Origin of the sequence: Streptomyces sp. AcH 505 (genome assembly GCF_000818175.1) — a bacterium.
Classification (GTDB): domain Bacteria; phylum Actinomycetota; class Actinomycetes; order Streptomycetales; family Streptomycetaceae; genus Streptomyces.
Map to the genome: position 1 here is coordinate 2,653,789 of NZ_JTIY01000001.1, position 16,520 is coordinate 2,670,308.

13 protein-coding genes and 1 pseudogene are annotated in these 16,520 nt (G+C 71.6%); 8 read left to right on the forward strand and 6 right to left on the reverse strand.

Going from position 1 to position 16,520, the window contains the following annotated elements:
- Both HY68_RS12160 and HY68_RS12165 read right to left on the reverse strand, forming a co-directional pair.
- Window positions 1-938 (reverse strand): annotated as a pseudogene (locus HY68_RS12160) (LacI family DNA-binding transcriptional regulator); the annotation flags it as partial.
- Between the two features lie 155 nt (window positions 939-1,093).
- The gene (locus tag HY68_RS12165; protein WP_041987949.1) at window positions 1,094-1,660 is read right to left on the reverse strand and encodes a dihydrofolate reductase family protein; all 567 of its coding nucleotides are present in this window, start codon (window positions 1,658-1,660) and stop codon (window positions 1,094-1,096) included.
- Between the two features lie 298 nt (window positions 1,661-1,958).
- Here HY68_RS12165 and HY68_RS12170 point away from each other — a divergent pair, with 298 nt between their 5' ends.
- The 4 genes from HY68_RS12170 (at window position 1,959) to HY68_RS12185 (ending at window position 6,741) form a co-directional block, all read left to right on the forward strand.
- Window positions 1,959-3,230: an aspartate kinase gene (locus HY68_RS12170; RefSeq protein WP_041987952.1), complete on the forward strand. Its 1,272-nt coding sequence runs from the start codon at window positions 1,959-1,961 to the stop codon at window positions 3,228-3,230.
- Window positions 3,227-4,294: an aspartate-semialdehyde dehydrogenase gene (locus tag HY68_RS12175; RefSeq protein ID WP_041987955.1), complete on the forward strand. Its 1,068-nt coding sequence runs from the start codon at window positions 3,227-3,229 to the stop codon at window positions 4,292-4,294. The genes HY68_RS12170 and HY68_RS12175 overlap by 4 nt, the downstream gene beginning before the upstream one ends.
- 450 nt (window positions 4,295-4,744) lie before the next feature.
- Window positions 4,745-5,320 (forward strand): SigE family RNA polymerase sigma factor, encoded by a 576-nt coding sequence (locus HY68_RS12180; protein WP_041995834.1) that lies wholly within the window; start codon window positions 4,745-4,747, stop codon window positions 5,318-5,320.
- 68 nt (window positions 5,321-5,388) lie between these two features.
- Window positions 5,389-6,741 (forward strand): hypothetical protein, encoded by a 1,353-nt coding sequence (locus HY68_RS12185; protein WP_241778549.1) that lies wholly within the window; start codon window positions 5,389-5,391, stop codon window positions 6,739-6,741.
- Here HY68_RS12185 and HY68_RS12190 read toward each other — a convergent pair.
- Complete coding sequence (locus HY68_RS12190; protein WP_078863563.1) at window positions 6,711-7,616, reverse strand: SURF1 family protein; 906 nt, start codon at window positions 7,614-7,616, stop codon at window positions 6,711-6,713. The genes HY68_RS12185 and HY68_RS12190 overlap by 31 nt on opposite strands.
- Before the next feature lie 123 nt (window positions 7,617-7,739).
- Here HY68_RS12190 and HY68_RS12195 point away from each other — a divergent pair, with 123 nt between their 5' ends.
- A complete protein-coding gene (locus HY68_RS12195; protein WP_241778550.1) occupies window positions 7,740-8,729 on the forward strand; it encodes a sigma-70 family RNA polymerase sigma factor in 990 nt (329 codons plus the stop codon).
- Window positions 8,730-8,938: 209 nt separating this feature from the next.
- Here HY68_RS12195 and HY68_RS12200 read toward each other — a convergent pair whose 3' ends face one another.
- Window positions 8,939-10,738: a prolyl oligopeptidase family serine peptidase gene (locus tag HY68_RS12200; RefSeq protein WP_041987961.1), complete on the reverse strand. Its 1,800-nt coding sequence runs from the start codon at window positions 10,736-10,738 to the stop codon at window positions 8,939-8,941.
- A 311-nt stretch (window positions 10,739-11,049) separates the two neighbouring features.
- On the opposite strand from HY68_RS12200, the gene HY68_RS12205 reads away from it, so the two are divergent.
- The 3 genes from HY68_RS12205 (at window position 11,050) to HY68_RS12215 (ending at window position 14,942) form a co-directional block, all read left to right on the forward strand.
- The gene (locus HY68_RS12205; RefSeq protein ID WP_041995844.1) at window positions 11,050-11,748 is read left to right on the forward strand and encodes a hemerythrin domain-containing protein; all 699 of its coding nucleotides are present in this window, start codon (window positions 11,050-11,052) and stop codon (window positions 11,746-11,748) included.
- A gap of 157 nt (window positions 11,749-11,905) precedes the next feature.
- A complete protein-coding gene (locus HY68_RS12210) occupies window positions 11,906-12,598 on the forward strand; it encodes a TetR/AcrR family transcriptional regulator (RefSeq protein ID WP_078863565.1) in 693 nt (230 codons plus the stop codon).
- Between the two features lie 184 nt (window positions 12,599-12,782).
- On the forward strand, window positions 12,783-14,942 hold the full coding sequence (locus HY68_RS12215) for an ATP-binding domain-containing protein (protein ID WP_241778763.1): 2,160 nt from the start codon (window positions 12,783-12,785) through the stop codon (window positions 14,940-14,942).
- On the opposite strand, the gene HY68_RS12220 is transcribed toward HY68_RS12215, so the two are convergent.
- Both HY68_RS12220 and HY68_RS12225 read right to left on the reverse strand, forming a co-directional pair.
- Complete coding sequence (locus tag HY68_RS12220) at window positions 14,863-15,444, reverse strand: AAA family ATPase (RefSeq protein ID WP_041987967.1); 582 nt, start codon at window positions 15,442-15,444, stop codon at window positions 14,863-14,865. The genes HY68_RS12215 and HY68_RS12220 overlap by 80 nt on opposite strands.
- Complete coding sequence (locus tag HY68_RS12225) at window positions 15,441-16,151, reverse strand: M15 family metallopeptidase (RefSeq protein WP_041987970.1); 711 nt, start codon at window positions 16,149-16,151, stop codon at window positions 15,441-15,443. The genes HY68_RS12220 and HY68_RS12225 overlap by 4 nt, the downstream gene beginning before the upstream one ends.
- Between the last annotated feature and the right edge of the window lie 369 nt (window positions 16,152-16,520).

Genomic DNA, 16,520 nt, shown 5'->3' on the forward strand with positions numbered 1-16,520 from the left:
TGCCGCACGGTGGTCAGCGCCGGCCGGGCGGCGGCCGCCACCGAGCTGTCGTCGAAGCCGACGACGGCGACGTCCTCGGGGACCCGTCGGCCGCGCTCGCGCAGCACCACGCAAGCGCCCTGCGCCATCAGGTCGTTGGCGGCGAACACACCGTCCAGGTCGGGCTCCTGCGCGAGCAGGGCGGCCATCGCCTCCTCGCCGCCGCGCAGCGTGAAGTCCGCCTCGGCCACCGGGGTGTACGGGTAGCCGTGCCGCGCCATCGCGTCCTGGAAGCCGGTCAGCCGGTCGTGGCCCGCCGCGACGTCCTGCGGTCCTGCGATCGTCACCAGCCGCCGGCAGCCGCGCGCCAGCAGATGCTCGGTGGCCAGTCGCGCGCCGTCCTGGTGCGCGAGGTCCACGTAACTGATCGGTACGCGGCCGGCGGGGCGGGCGAACAGCACGGCGGGCAGGCCCGCTTCGGCGACCATCGCGGGCAGCGGGTCCTCGGCGTGCGTGGAGACGATCAGCGCGCCGTCGGCGCTGCCCTGCCGCAGGAAGTTGACGACCTGCTCACGGGCGGCCGAGGTCTCGGCGAACATCAGCACCGGATGCATGGAGCGGGGCCGCAGATAGCCGATGACGCCGCTGGCCACCCGGCCGAAGAACGGGTCGGCGAACACCCGTGAGGCGAAGGCGTTCTGGCCGGCCTCCGAGGCGTCGCCCGCCCCTGACACCACCAGGGCGATGATCTCGGCGCGCCGGGTGACGAGCGATCTGGCGGCGCGGTTCGGCGCGTACCCAGTGGCGGCGACGGCCTGGCGCACGGTCTGCTGGATCGCGGGGTCGACGTTGCGGATGCCGTTGATGACCCGCGAGACGGTCGCCCGCGACACTCCTGCGGCCCGCGCCACATCCTCCAGCGTGGGCCCGCCGGCCTGCGCGTCCGACTCTCTTTTCATGGCTGCACTTTACAGCGGGCGGAGAGCGCTCTCCGGTCCGGCGACGAGTCCGGCGACCGGCCCGCCGACGAGTCCGCCGCCCGGCCCGCCGACGGGTCCGCCGCCAGGTCCGCCGGCCGGTCTCCCCGCACAGCGACCGGCCCGTCTCCCAGGCGTCACGTGAGTCGCTCGTGCCGCAGCAGCACGACCCCGTTCCCGAAGGTCCGCGTCTCGCTCAGCCGCAGCTCGGTCACCGCCGCGTCCGAAGGACGGAACAGCGGGGTGCCCCGCCCGATGAGGACCGGGTGCACATAGATGCGGTACTCGTCGATCAGGTCGTACTGCCGGAAGGCCTCCGCCAGCCGCGCCCCGCCGACGGCGAGGTCACCGCCCGGCTGCGCCTTGAGGGCCCGGACCGCGTCGGGATCGACCTCCCGCTCGACGGTGGTGTTCCAGTCGGCATGGTCCAGCGTCGTGGAGTAGACGACCTTCGGCATGTCCCGCCAGATCCGCGCGAACTCGGCCGTCGCCGGGCTGCTGTCGGGGTCGGCGTCGGCGGTGGGCCAGTAGGACGCCATCAGCTCCCAGGTGATCCGCCCGTCCAGGAAGCCGCCCATGGTCCGCAGCTCGTCGTTGAAATGGGCGGCCAGCTCCTCGTCGACCATGTGCCAGTCGATCTGCCGCTCGGGCCCCTCGAAGAACCCGTCGAGGGACACCGACATCTGCAGGACGATTTTCCGCATCACAATCCTCACCGGCGGCCCTGGCCGCCCTTGTCGGGCTCCGGGCGCCCAGGTCCGAGCCGGGGGATCCGAGGCGGGGGTCCGGACACCTTCCATTGTGCCCGGCACGGCTGTGACGTGGCTTACGTTTCGTGTGTGTGACGTGAGCCGGGGCATGGATACCGTCCGAGCGGCCGCATGCGGCGTCCGGTGATCACGGAGTGAGCGGGACATCTCATCATGTGATACATCAGAGGCGTCGTGCGGCCGCTCGTTAAACTGAGACGACCGCATCAAATGGATCGAGCGAGGAGCGCACGTGGGCCTTGTCGTGCAGAAGTACGGAGGCTCCTCCGTAGCCGATGCCGAGGGCATCAAGCGGGTCGCCAAGCGGATCGTGGACGCCAAGAAGACCGGCCATCAGGTGGTCGTCGTGGTGTCGGCGATGGGTGACACGACGGACGAGTTGATCGATCTCGCCGAGCAGGTATCGCCGATCCCTGCCGGGCGTGAGTTCGACATGCTGCTGACCGCGGGAGAGCGTATCTCCATGGCGCTGCTGGCCATGGCGATCGCCAATCTGGGCCATGAGGCCCAGTCCTTCACCGGCAGCCAGGCGGGTGTCATCACCGACTCGGTCCACAACAAAGCGCGCATCATCGATGTCACGCCGGGCCGGATCCGTACGGCGCTCGATGAGGGCAACATCGCCATCGTCGCGGGCTTCCAGGGCGTGTCCCAGGACAAGAAGGACATCACCACGCTGGGCCGTGGCGGCTCGGACACCACGGCCGTCGCGCTCGCCGCGGCCCTGGACGCCGAGGTCTGCGAGATCTATACAGATGTGGACGGCGTCTTCACCGCCGACCCCCGGGTCGTCAAGAAGGCCCAGAAGATCGACTGGATCTCCTTCGAGGACATGCTGGAGCTCGCCAGCTCCGGCTCCAAGGTGCTGCTGCACCGGTGCGTGGAGTACGCACGCCGCTACAACATCCCGATCCATGTCCGCTCGTCCTTCTCGGGACTGCAGGGCACGTGGGTCAGCAACGAGCCACAAGGGGACCGCACGGTGGAGCAGGCCATCATCTCCGGTGTCGCCCATGACACCTCCGAGGCGAAGATCACGGTCGTCGGTGTCCCCGACAAGCCGGGCGAGGCCGCGAAGATCTTCCGCGCCATCGCCGACAACCAGATCAACATCGACATGGTCGTGCAGAACGTCTCCGCGGCCGCGACAGGGCTGACCGACATCTCGTTCACGCTCCCCAAGACCGAGGGCCGCAAGGCCGTCGACGCGCTGGAGCGTACGAAGGCGGCCGTCGGCTTCACCTCGCTGCGCTACGACGACCAGATCGCCAAGATCTCGCTCGTCGGCGCCGGTATGAAGACCAACCCGGGCGTCACGGCCGGGTTCTTCGAGGCGCTGTCCGACGCCGGGGTGAACATCGAGCTGATCTCGACGTCCGAGATCCGGATCTCCGTGGTCACGCGCGCCGACGAGGTGAGCGAGGCCGTACGCGCCGTCCACACCGCCTTCGGGCTCGACAGCGACTCCGACGAGGCCGTTGTCTACGGGGGCAGCGGACGATGACCGGCAGGCCGGCACTCGCGGTCGTCGGTGCGACCGGGGCTGTCGGCGCCGTCATGCTCCAGATCCTGTCCCAGCACGCCGACGTCTGGGGCGACATCCGGCTGATCGCCTCACCCCGTACGGACGGCCGCAAGCTGTCCGTACGGGGCGAGCAGACCGAGGTGCTCGGGCTGACGGAAGAGGCGCTGGAGGGCGTCGACGTCGCCCTCTTCCTCGTACCGGACGCGGTGGCCGCCCACTGGGCGCCGATCGCGGCGGCCAAGGGCGCCGTCGTCGTGGACAACTCGGCGGCCTTCCGTGCGGACCCCGAGGTCCCGCTGGTCGTGCCGGAGCTGAATCCGCACGCCGTCAGGTCCCGGCCACGCGGCATCATCGCCAGCCCCGGCTGCACGACGCTCGCCATGATCGTGTCCGTGGGCGCGCTGCACGCCGAGTTCGGCCTGCGCGAGCTGGTCGTCTCCTCGTACCAGGCGGTCAGCGCGGCGGGGCAGGACGGCGTGGACGCGCTGCGCGGCCAGCTGTCGGTCGTGGCCGGTACGAAGCTGGGCACGAACCCCGGCGATGTGCGGCGCGCCGTCGGCGACACCACAGGGCCCTTCTCCGGGCCGCTCGCGCTCAACGTGGTGCCGTGGTCCGGCACGCTCCAGGACGGCGGCTGGTCGTCCGAGGAGACGGGCATCCGGCAGGAGACCCGCAAGGTGCTGGACCTGCCCGAACTGGCGGTGACGGCCACCTGCGTCCAGGTGCCGGTGATCACGACGCACTCGGTCGCCGTGCACGCCCGTTTCGAGCACGAGGTGACGGTGGACAGGGCGCACGAGATCCTGGCGACCTCACCGGGCGTCGTGCTCTTCGACAACCCGGCGGCGGGCGACTTCCCGACCCCCGCCGACGTGGTGGGCACGGACCCGACCTGGGTGGGCCGGGTCCGCCGAAGTCTGGACGATCCGAGGGCACTTGAGCTGTTCGTCTGCGGCGACAACCTCCGTAAGGGCGCCGCGCTGAACATCGCGCAGATCGCCGAGGCCGTGGCGGCCGAACGGGCCACCAGGCCCACCGGCTGAACGTCACCGGCACGACGGCGTAAGGCCTTTCGGAACTCTTTGTAGGATCTGTGCACGCCCTGTGAGCAAATCGCTGGTCTGTACCACTTGAACTGGGACGTCGTCGTGTCCGACGATGCAGACCGGCCTTTCTGTGTAAGCGCTGCAACCGCCGGGCGGCGGCAAAGCGTCTATGCGGTCACCCCGTTCGGTGACGCAAATATGGGGCATTGGGGGAGATCGGGTGCACATGGGGCCAAAGGGTGCAGCGTCAAATGCCGCGACGTGCGCGTACAACCCTGACGGGGGGAAGTGTGTCAAACAGGCGTGGCAGCAGAGGTTCTCGACATCACGGCTATCGGCCCCGTACGCGGCGCGATCGGCCCGGTACGCGGCGCGATCGGCCCCGTGCTCAGCCCCGTACGCGGTGCTACGGTGCGCCCGCTCCGGCGGCCCCGCCCGGCCGGCGGTATGCCGGTGATCGCTCCTGTGCCCGCCGCCCGGCCCACGCACATACCGTCCCAACGCGACGGTGCTGACGACACGATGGCCGCAGGCACCACTGTCGATCACCTCACCGAGACCTACCGCGCCCACTACCGGTCGCTGCTGGGTCTCGCCGCGCTCCTGCTCGACGACACGGCCTCCTGCGAGGACGTGGTCCAAGAGGCCTTCATCCGGGTGCACTCCGCGCGCAACCGCGTGCGCGAACCCGAGAAGACGCTGGCGTATCTGCGGCAGACGGTGGTGAACCTCTCCCGCTCGGCGCTGCGCCGCCGCATCCTCGGACTCAAGCTGCTGTCCAAGCCGATGCCGGACATGGCGAGCGCCGAGGAGGGTGCTTACGACCAGTTGGAGCGGGACGCGCTGATCAAGGCGATGCGCGGGCTGCAACGCAGGCAGCGAGAGGTGCTGGTCCTGCGGTACTTCGCCGACATGACCGAGGCGCAGGTCGCCAAGACGCTCGGGATATCCCTGGGTTCCGTGAAGGCGTACGGCTCGCGGGGCATAGCGGCGCTCCGCGTCGCCATGGAGGCCACGACATGAGTGGCCACAGCAGGAACGGGCCCGAGGGTCCTGACGGGCCGCTGGATGACGCGAGTAGGAACGGAACAGTGGACAACGGGCCGGAGAAAGAGCCGAGCGGCCTTGACGGGCGTGCGAACGCGGAGGCCGATGCGGCCAGCCAGGTCGAAGACCCCGGCGCCGACGCTGCCGGGAACGCCGCTGCCGCCGATGGTGACAGTCGCGACGGCGGTGACGGCAGCGGCGACAGTGCCAGCGGTGACGGCAGTGACGGCAGTGACGGCAGTGCCGCGGACCGCGCGGACGGGACCCGCGTCCGCAGCGTGAGCGGCGTCAGCACCATCGGACTCGGTGGGACCGAAGCCGACGAGTCGGCGCTGCGCCTGCTGTTCCACACCGCCGTACAGGACCTGGAGCCGTCCGAGGACGCGCTGCAACACCTGCGTACGGCCGTGCCCAACCGGCGGGCCAGGAAGCGCCAGGCCGTCGTCGGCGCCGTCGCCGCCGTCCTGCTGTGCGGTACCGCGATCCCCGCGTTCATCCATGTCGCCAACTCGGGCGGCACGTCGAACGGCCGTTCCGTCAACGCGGGACACGACGAGACGCAGGGCGGTACGGGCCCCGGCACCGACTCCGCAGGAACCGAGAAGCAGTCGGGGCAGCCCACGGACGACGATCCCTCCGGTGACGGCGATCCGTCCAGCACGCTCTCCCCGGGCGACGAAGCCGCTTCGGGCGCGGCGAGCAACGGTACGGACGACAGCACGGGCCCGGCGGACAGCTTCGCCGTCGACTCGCCGACCTGTGAGCCGAGCCAGCTCGCCGTCACCGTCGCCGAGGCGGGCCCGCCGGAGGCCAACGGCACGGTCTACGGCACCTTCCGCGTGTCCAACGTCTCCAGCAGCGACTGCGCGGTCAGCGGCGCGGGGGCGATCGGTTTCAAGGCGGGCGGCGCCGCCGACGCCAGCAAGATCAATGTCGTGGAGCACGCTTCGGGCGACGCGGCGACCCAGCTGCCCGCCCCTTCCCAGCAGACCACGACGCTCCTGCTGGCACCCGCCACGGCGTACGAGGTGAAGTTCGCCTGGGTGCCGTCCGACACCTGTCCCACGCAGAACGAGTCCCCCGACCCCTCCCAGTCGACGGACGGCCCGGCGGGCGGCGGTGGCGAGAACAACGGCGCGGTCGGCGGCTCCGACGGCGGCACGGGCCCCGGACCGGTCACGGACCCGGGTGCGGGTACGGGAGGCGGCTCCGGCGGCGGGACGGCGAACACCGCCGCGGTGACGAGCCAGCTCGGCGGCAGGGACGACGGCGGTACGGAGCCGGGCACGGTGATGGTGGAGCACTCGGCGGCGCCGGGCGAGCCGATCGCCGAGGCGGAGATCCCCAACGCGTGCGCGGGCACGATCTACAAGACGGGCGTCCTGGACGCCTCGTGACGGTCGGGTTCTGAGCCGTCGGTGCCGTGGGTGTCGTCGCTGCCGTCGCGGTCTTCGGTGCTGTGGGTGTCGTCGGTGCTGTCCGTGTCGCCGGTGTCGTCAGGATCAGGGCCCGGATCGGGACCCGCACCGAGGTCCAGGCCCAGCGCGTGGTCCTTCGCCGCCTCCGCCTCACGGCGCAGCAGCCGGAACCACATGAAGAGCACGAAGCCCGCGAAGACGAACCACTCGCCGGTGTACCCCAGGTTCTGGAACGCCTTGAGGTCGAGCCCGGTGTTCTGCGGCGCGGCGGCCGGCACGGCCCGCAGCCCGTCGGACGACCGGCTCACCGTGATCCACGCGTCGTAGACGCCGTACGGCACGACGTTGACCAGCGAAGCCGCGCTGATCATGCCGATCTGCCCGGCCGGCAGCCCGCCGCCCGCCCGCACCCCGTCGCTGCCGGTGGTCTCGGACGCCTGGAGCGCGCCCGTCACGCTCACTTCGCCCTTCGGGGGCGCGGGCGCGCGCCGGCCGGCGGGCAGCCAGCCGCGTACGACGGGCAGGGCCTTGCCGCCGTCGGTGCGCAGCATCGTCAGGACGTACGAGCCGTCCTTGCCGTCCAGTTGCCGGTCGGGCACCAGGAACTGCTGGGCGTAACGGCCCCTTGCCTCGGCGTGCCGCCCGGAGGTGTTCTGGTCGACGGGCAGCAGCGAGGCCAGCGGCTCCGCCGCGCGGCTCGCCGGGTCCGGGCGGTTCTCGGCGGCGTCGTGGCTGGCGACGCGGTCCTCGAACCGGCTGAGCTGCCAGGTCCCCATGAAGATACAGACGGGGATCGCCAGCAGCGTGAAGACATTGATCCCCCACCAACGGGGGGTCAGCAGGAACCGGTACACACCTCCACGGTACGCAGCGCCCGCCCGTGGTCCGGGCCCGGGTCCCTTTCCCGACGCCGCGTCGGCGCGCACATGTCACATTCTCGGGTCGGCGTCCGTCATGTCTGTGTGGAGGACAACGAGGTGGCAGAGGACGAGGTATTCCTGGCGGAGCGCTTCGAGGCAGACCGCGCCCATCTGCGGGCCGTGGCCTACCGGATGCTCGGCTCGCTGAGCGAGGCCGACGACGCCGTACAGGAGGCGTGGCTGCGGCTCAGCGGGAGCGACACCCGGAAGGTCGAGAATCTGACCGGCTGGCTGACGACGGTCGTCGGGCGGGTGTGCCTGGACATGCTTCGTACGCGCAGGTCGCGCCGGGAGGATCCGCTGGACGTGTACGTCCCCGATCCGATCGTCAGCGGTACGGAGGGCGCCGATCCCGAGCACGAGGCGCTGCTGGCGGACTCGGTCGGTCTCGCGCTGCTGGTGGTGCTCGAAGCGCTGCCGCCCGCCGAGCGGCTCGCGTTCGTCCTGCACGACATGTTCGGCATGCCGTTCGACGAGATCGCGCCCATCGTGGACCGCACCCCTGCGGCGGCGCGCCAGCTCGCGAGCCGGGGCCGCCGCCGGGTGCGGGGGACGGGGAGCGAACCGGCCCAGGCCCCGGAGTCGGACCCGGCGCGCGGACGTGAGGTGGTGGACGCGTTCCTCGCCGCCTCACGCGGCGGCGACTTCGAGGGGCTGCTGGCCCTCCTCGACCCGGACGTGGTGCTGCGGGTCGACGTCGGCGGGCCGACGGGAGACGCGCCGGCGGGAGATGCGGCGGGGGTGGGTGCGCCGGCCGCGGGCGCGTGGGCGTCGAAGGTGGTGCGCGGGGCGCGCGCCGTGAGCGAGCAGGCGCTCACCTTCCGGCGGCTCGCCCAGGTCACCCGGCCGGTGCTCGTCAACGGCGCCCCTGGCCTGGTCGCGGTCGACGCGCAGCAACGTCCGCTGTCGCTGGCGGCCTTCGTCGTCAGGGACGGAAAGATCACCGAGATCGACATCCTGGCGGACCCGGCGCGGCTGAGCAGGCTGGACCTTACTGGGCTGAGGACGACGGGGCCGGGCACGACGGGGCTGGGGACCGTCACGTAATCCGGCAGCCGGGCAGCCGGGCAGCCGGGAGCGCGGCAGCCAACAGCCGGGCAGCCAGGAGCGCGGCAGCCGACTGCCGGGCAGCCGAGAGTCGGGCAGCCGACATCCGGCACCCGGCAGTCGGCTCACAAAGCGGAAGGGCGGACGGCCGGGGGGCCGCCCGCCCTTCTTCCTTCTCCTGCTTCTCCTGCTTCTCCTGGGCAGGCCGCCTACCGGAGGTGCCGGCCGGCGAAGTCCAGCTCAAGCCGTACCTGCTTGATCCGCTCCTCCACCACCAGCGAGCCGTGCCCCGCGTCGTACCGGTACACCTCGTGGACCGCGCCGCGCGCGGCCAGCCGGTCCACGTAGTTCTCCACCTGCTGGATCGGGCAGCGCGGGTCGTTGAGCCCGGCCGAGATGTAGACCGGCGCGCGCACCGCGTCCACGTACGTCAGCGGCGACGACGCCTCGAACCGCTCGGGCACCTCCTCGGGCGTACCGCCGAGCAGCGTGCGGTCCATCGCCTTCAGGGCCTCCATCTCGTCGTGGTACGCCGTCACGTAGTCGGCGACCGGTACGGCGGCCAGGCCGACCGCCCAGGCGTCCGGCTGGGTGCCGACGCCCAGCAGCGTCAGATAGCCGCCCCACGACCCGCCGGCCAGGACCAGCTTCGCCGGGTCGGCGAGGCCCGAGGACACCGCCCATTCCCGTACCGCCGCGATGTCTTCCAGCTCGATCAGACCGACCCGGTGCTTGAGCGCGTCGGTCCACTCGCGCCCGTAGCCCGTCGAGCCGCGGTAGTTGACCCGGACGACCGCGTATCCGTGGTCGACCCAGGCGGCGGGGCCCGCCGCGAACGCGTCACTGTCGTGCCAGGTGGGGCCGCCGTGGATCTCGAAGACCGTCGGGAAGGGACCCTCGCCGGCCGGCCGCTGCACCAGCGCGTGCACCCGGCCGCCTGGCCCCTCGACCCAGGCGTCCTCGACCGGCACGGACGGCGGCGCCGCGAACCCGGGGGCGTCGAGCACGACACCGCCCGCCGTCGAGCGGACCTCGGAGGGGCGGGCCGCCGACGACCACAGGTACTCGACGGTCCCGTCCGGCCTGGCCGTCGCGCCGGACACGGACCCCGCGGGGGTCTCGATCTGGACGAGGGCGCTCTTCGCGAAGTCGTACCGCCACAGCTCGCCGCGCGCCTCGAAGCTGTGCACGATCAGCAGCCCTGAGCCGTCCGGATACCACTCGGCGCTGACGTCCCCCGGCAGGTCGATCGCGAGTTCCGTCTCCTCACCGGTCAGCGGGTTCCAGACGACCGGCTCCCAGCGGCCGCGCCGCTGATGGCCGACGAGCAGCCGGCTGTCACCCTCGACCGGCGCGAACCCCAGCACTTCGAGGCCCAGCTCGCGGGTGCCGCCCGCCGTGTCGTCGAGTTCGGCGACGACGGAGCCGTCCAGCCGCAGCACGCGCAGCGCCGAGTGCATGGCGTCGCCGTGCTCGGTGTGCTCGATCGCGAGCAGCGAGCCGTCGTACGACAGGTCCCCGACACCGGCGGACTCCCGGTGCCGGTAGATCTCCTGCGGCGCCTCGCCCGGCCGTACGACGTGCAGCGTCGACCCGTCCTCGTCGGTGGACCGGCCGACGACTGCCGTGCCGTCCCTGCCGAGGGCGAGACCGGCGGGGTACGACGGGTCGAGGCCGGGGGCGGCCGGCTCGTCGGCGGACTGCTGCCCGCCGAAGGGCTGCCGCATCCAGACCCCGAACTCGTCCCCGTCGGTGTCGGAGAACCACCAGATCCACTCACCGTCGAGCGACAGCACACCGTCCGTCGTCCCGGTCGGCCGGTCGGTCGCCTGTCGCTGCTCCCCGGTGGCACGGTCCCACGCGTACAGCTCGTACGTCCCGGTCGCGTTCGACACGAACAGCGCCCGGTCGGGTGCGTCCTCGGCCCAGTCGGGCAGCGATACGCGAGGCGCCCTGAAGCGCTTCTCCCAATCCGGCATCGAACCGTTGATCTCAGTCATGCCCTCCATTCTGCGCCTGCGGCCGGTGGTCGGTGCGGGGGTCCACGCTCTCGGTACGGGGGTCCAAGCTCCCGGTACGAGAGTCCACGCTCTCGGTACGGGGTGGATACCGGGGGACACACAGCCGCAAAGCCCCTAAAGTGTCCGATATCCGGATAGGGTGTCCGGGATCGCGGAACCGGCGCGGGATCGTGCGGACGGCCGGGACCCCGATCGGCACGAGGGATCCGACGGGCAGCCGCAATCCGATGGGTGGCCGGGATCCGATGAACAGCCGGGATCCGACGGGCAGTCGGAATCCGACGGACAAGGGACAGACCATGTCGGCCACAACAGCACCGAGGCCCCAAGGCTCGCGTATGTACGACGAGCTGATGGCGGTGCACGCGATCATGCGCCGGGGCACCGCTCTGGTGACCGGCTCCCTCGACCGGCTCGCACACGAGAAGTCGGTCGGCGTCAAGGCGCTGGTGGGGACGGCACGTTGGATGATCCAGTTCGTCCATCATCACCACACGATCGAGGACGACCTGTTCTGGCCGGTGCTGCGCGAGCTGTGCCCGGCGGCGGTCGACGAACTGGCCGTGCTGACCCGGGAACATCTGGTGCTCGACGTCGAACTGCGCAGGCTGAGCAGGGAAGTTGACGCACTCGCCGCGCTGGACGGCAGCAGGGACCGGGCGGACCGCGCCGACCGGGCAGCGGCGGCGCAGGCGGCACTGCCGTCGGCCCGCAGGGTCGGCGAACTGCTCCTCGCCCACCTGGCGTTGGAGGAACCGGTCCTGCGGAAGCTGCTGCCGTACGTCGCGGACACGGACATCGTGCGGCTGCGCAAGGCCGTCGTGCACGGCGCCCCGCGCACCGGGCCGCACCTGGTCATCGGCCTGATGGAGGACCCGGACCCGGTCCAGGGCCGCCCGGACATGCTGTCCAACTTCCCGCCGCCGATCCGCTGGGCCCGCCCGCTGCTCCTGAACCGCTACCACGCCACGACGCAGGCGCTGGGCGCGGCACGCTAGCGGACGCGGTGCGGGTGGGGACGCGTCGGCGGACTGTGCGGCAGCCCGCCAGACTGGAGTCCTACGCCCTTACTGGACTGGGCATTACTAGGATGGATGACGATCACGGACGGACGGATGGGCGGCGTCGAGGTGCTTGTACGCAATGCGGGGGCCCATGACTGACTCGGCTCCCGGTTCCAGCTCCGGTGCCGGTCCCAGCTCCGGTGCCGCTGTCGGCTCCGACCTCGGTCCCGGCCCCGCCCCCGAGCCCGGTCTGCGCGCGCGCAAGAAGCAGCAGCGCTACGAGGCGATCTCGGAGGTGGCGATCGCGCTCTTCCTGGAGCGCGGCTTCGACGCCGTTCCGGTCGCCGAGATCGCAGCCGCCGCCGACGTCTCCAAGCCGACCCTCTTCCGGTACTTTCCCGCGAAGGAAGACCTCGTCCTGCACCGCGTCGCCGACCACGAGGACGAGGCCGCCAGGGTCGTCGCCGGCCGGCCCGACGGCGTATCCGCGCTCGAAGCGCTGCGGCGCCACTTCCGCGCGGGGCTCGACAGGCGCGATCCGGTGACGGGGCTCAACGACCACGAGCAGGTGCTCGCGTACCACCGGCTGCTGTACGGGACGCCGAGCCTGGTCGCGCGGGCGTACGCGTACCAGCAGCGCTCCGAGGATGCGCTGGCCGTGGCGCTCGGCGGCGGGATCGAGGGGCGGCTCGACGCGGGCCAGATCGTCGCGGTCCTACGGGTCCTCGCGATGGAGAACTGGCGGCGGATCGCGGCGGGGGAGTCGGCCGGGCAGGTGTATCCGGACGCGGTGGCGGCGGCGGAGGTGGCGTTCGAGCGGCTGCGTACGGGGCTGGGAAAATAAAGTGACCGAGTTAAACTTTTAACTTGGTTACGTTATTCTTGGCGGAATGACCGCACCCGACCCTGGCCCCGCCCACGCCCCGGCCCTTGCTCCGGACCCGGATCCTGCTCCGGACCGGGATCTTGCCCGCGCTCTCGACCGTGAGCGGAGCTACCACGAGACCTGTCGCACCGCCTACCTCGGCATGGTGAGTGACGCCGACGAGCAGGTCGTCACCGGCGAGAACGCCTTCGCCTCCGGAGCCGACGCCGAAGTCCTGGGCCGCCATCTGCGCAGCTACGCCAAGGAGTTGCACCTCGAACCCGAAAGCCCGCTGTTCTTCGGGCGGCTCGACTTCGCGCAGACGGGTACGGGGACGACCGCGGAGCAGGTCGGTCCGGGGACGACCGCAGGGCAGGCTGCCGTAGAGACCGTGACCGGCAACCATCGCGGTCAGAGCTACCACATCGGCCGCCGCCGCATCACCGAACACCCCTCGGCCCCGCCCCTGGTGGTGGACTGGCGCGCCCCCGTCGCCCGCGCCTTCTACCGGGCGAGCCCCACCGACCCGCAGGGCGTGGCCGTACGGCGCAGATTCGGCTGGGCGCCGTGGAGTAAGGGTGACCCGGAGGATCTGACCAGCCTCGAAGACGAACGGCTGCTGCCAGGCGGCGGGTTGGACGGCACGGCGGACGGCGGGTCCGCAGCGGTCGGCGGGTCCGCGACGGTCGGTGCGTCCGCGACGGTCGGTGGTTCCGCAGCGGTCGGTGGCTCCGCAGCCACCGGCACCATCCTCACCGGCGAGATCGAGCGGCCCCGCGTCGGCCCGATGCGCGACATCGCGGCCACCATCCAGCCCGAGCAGGACGAACTCGTACGGTCCGAACTCGCCGACTCCGTCTGTGTCCAGGGCGCTCCCGGCACTGGAAAGACCGCCGTCGGCCTGCACCGCGCCGCGTACCTCCTCTACACCTACCCGCAGCGGATCCGCCGCAGCGGCCTGCTGATCCTCGGGCCGAACCGCACGTTCCTGTCCTACATCGCCGAAGTGCTGCCCGCCCTCGGCGAGATCGGGATCCGCCAGTCCACCGTCGCCGACGAGATCGCCCGCCACCCCGTGGAGACGGCGGACACCCCGGCTGCGGCCGTCGTCAAACACGACGCGCGCATGGCCGAGGTGCTGCACCGGGCCCTGTACGGGCGGGTCTCGGCGCCCACCGAACCCGTGACCGTCCACGACGGCTCGTACCGCTGGCGCATCGGCCTGGACGAACTGGCGCGGATCGTGGCCGAGGTGCGCGAGGAGGCACCGCCGTACGCCGTCGGCCGGGAACGCGTGCGCAGCCGCGTCGTACGGGTGATCCAGCTCCAGGCGGAACGGCGGTCGGGGCCGAAACCGGCGAAGTGGGCGCAACGGGTGAGCAGTTCGCGCACCGTCACCGCGTACCTGGACGTCGCCTGGCCGAAGACCACGCCCGAGGAGGTACTGGCCGAGGTGCTCGACGACCCGGCGCGCTGGTCCGACGGCCTCCTCACGCCCGACGAGCAACGCGCCGTCCACCGGCCGAGGCGCGGGCGCGGCGCCGCGCGCACCACGCGCGCAGCCAGGGCGCGCGGGTGGTCCGCAGCCGACCTCATACTCCTTGACGAACTCGCCGGTCTCGCCGAACACCCCGAGGGCTACGGGCACATCGTCATCGACGAGGCGCAGGACCTCTCGCCGATGGAGTGCCGCGCCATCGCCCGGCGTGCGCGGTTCGGTTCACTGACGGTGCTGGGCGACCTCGCGCAGGGCACCACCCCGTGGGCCGCCACCTCCTGGCCGCGACTCCTCGCGCATCTCGGCAAACCGGACGCCGCCGTCGTCCCCCTGACCGTCGGCTTCCGGGTCCCCGCAGCGGTACTCGAACTCGCGAACCGGCTGCTCGCCACGCTGGACGTCGACGTACCGGCGGCTCGTTCGCTTCGCCGTGACGGAAAGCTGACGATCCGTCATGTGACATCGCTGGCGGGCGGGGTGACCGACGCCGTACGGGACGCGCTCACGTACGAGGGCTCGATCGGCGTCATCGCGGACACCGCCGAGGCGGACCGGTTGCGTACGGCCCTCGCCGCCGCCGGCATCCGTACGGCCGCGGCGGGCGAACTCGGCGCCGACGCCGCCAGGGTGACGGTGCTGCCCGCAACGGCGGCGAAGGGGCTGGAGTACGACCACGTCGTACTCGCCGAACCGGCGGCCGTCGCGGAGGCGGAGGCCCGCGGCGCGCACCGGCTCTATGTGGCACTCACCCGCGCGGTGTCCCGCCTGGACGTCGTCCACTGCCGCCCGCTGCCTGCCGCGCTGCGGCCGCCGTCAAACGGCTGATCTCGCGCGCGACTTGGCCGGGTGTGCGGCTGGTCGTGTCGAGGACGGTGGCCTCCGCACGCAGCCAGGGCAGGGCCTCCTCGTACGGGGTGAGGTGCTTGTGCCGCCACGGCCCCGCGTTCCGGCTCTCCTCCTTGGCGTCGGTGTCGATGCGGTGGACGAGGGTGTCGCGTTCGGTGTGCAGCACGAAGTGATGCACGGGGATCGACCGCTTCTCCAGGCCGGTTCTGATCTCCGTCCAGTACTGCTCGACGAGCACCGTCTGCGGGACGACGAGAGTGCCGCCGACGTAGTCGAGCAGCTGCGCCGCGGTCTCGACGACGAGGCCGCGCCAGGGCGTCCACTCCTGGAAGTCGTCGTGGGGAACGGTGTCCAGCACGTGCTGGAGCATGTATCCGACGTACTCGGAGTCGAAGATCCGCGACTCGGGGATGAGCGGGACGAGTTCACGGGCGGTGGTGGTCTTTCCGGCGCCGCAGGTGCCGTTCAGCCAGACGATCATGCGCTGTGTGCCCCTTCCGGCATCTCCAGCGGCCCGTGCTCCAGCGGCCCGTAGACGGCATGCGGCGCGCCGGTGGCGAGGGCCCAGTACCGGTCGCCGTAGGACCAGTGCCACCACTCGGTGGGGTAGTTGACGAGCCCGGCCGAGGTCAGGGCGGCGCACAGGATCTCGCGGTTGGCGCGTGCCTCGGGTGTGATGTTGTCCGCCGCGGTGTAACAGGCGCCCTCACTGACCTCGGGATTGGCGTCCACGGCCGTCCCCATGTCGACCTCCCGCCCGTCGGCGGCGGCGAGGGTGAGATCGACGGCGGCGCCGGCGCTGTGCGGAGCGATCTCCGGCGGCGAGACGAACCGACTGGCGGAGTCCCGCACCTGCTGCGCGGACAACTCAGGCCCGGCGGCCCGCAGCCGCGCCGCGTACCCGTCGAAATACCGGCGCTGCAACGCCGGGGGCCGGTATCCCTCGATGAACAACAGCCGGAGGCCGGCGGGCAGAAGCCCCTGAGCCCGAACGAGCCGCGCGTGGACGCCTTCGCGCAGATACGCGAAGGAGCCAGGAAAATACGCGGGATCCGCCCCAGCCCCCTCGGTCTCCCGCAGATCGACAAGCAGCACACCGCGCGACCGCACGTCGACAAGCGGCTCGTGACACTCGGCCACGGCTATGGCGGCGATCTTCGGATCGGACATGAGGACGATCTGTTTCATGCCCCAATGACGCGGGAGGACGGCCGCCGGTTGCGGGTGGGGAGGCGGCCGAACGAAGGGCCGCGGGCCCACTTACGGTCGAGCGTTCGCGGTCGCGGCTCGGGCTGGGAGTCCGCCCTGCGGGGGGCTCCACGGACCAGACCGGGGCAGGTGCCGTGCGGCAGCTGTATGGGGGGACTCGGCCCGGCTCGGCGTCCGCCCCCGCCGGGTAGCGGCTGAGACTCATGCCCCGCTGGTCTGGGTCAGAGCGCATGGGCCGGGTGCTGTGCGGCCCGGAAGTTAGCTGGTCGGAGGGCCGCCCCTTTCTGTTGAGTGTCGCGGTTGCGGTCCGGGCGTCAAGGGGCGCTCCTTCGTCGCGTCGGCTGCGCC

Excerpts from the sequence above, each read along its gene's own strand:
- HY68_RS12165 (WP_041987949.1), bottom strand. The coding sequence starts at position 1,660 with ATGCGGAAAATCGTCCTGCAGATGTCGGTGTCCCTCGACGGGTTCTTC.
- HY68_RS12175 (WP_041987955.1), top strand. The coding sequence starts at position 3,227 with ATGACCGGCAGGCCGGCACTCGCGGTCGTCGGTGCGACCGGGGCTGTC.
- HY68_RS12180 (WP_041995834.1), top strand. The coding sequence starts at position 4,745 with ATGCCGGTGATCGCTCCTGTGCCCGCCGCCCGGCCCACGCACATACCG.
- HY68_RS12200 (WP_041987961.1), bottom strand. The coding sequence starts at position 10,738 with ATGGAGGGCATGACTGAGATCAACGGTTCGATGCCGGATTGGGAGAAG.
- HY68_RS12205 (WP_041995844.1), top strand. The coding sequence starts at position 11,050 with ATGTCGGCCACAACAGCACCGAGGCCCCAAGGCTCGCGTATGTACGAC.
- HY68_RS12210 (WP_078863565.1), top strand. The coding sequence starts at position 11,906 with ATGACTGACTCGGCTCCCGGTTCCAGCTCCGGTGCCGGTCCCAGCTCC.
- HY68_RS12215 (WP_241778763.1), top strand. The coding sequence starts at position 12,783 with ATGGTGAGTGACGCCGACGAGCAGGTCGTCACCGGCGAGAACGCCTTC.
- HY68_RS12220 (WP_041987967.1), bottom strand. The coding sequence starts at position 15,444 with ATGATCGTCTGGCTGAACGGCACCTGCGGCGCCGGAAAGACCACCACC.
- HY68_RS12225 (WP_041987970.1), bottom strand. The coding sequence starts at position 16,151 with ATGAAACAGATCGTCCTCATGTCCGATCCGAAGATCGCCGCCATAGCC.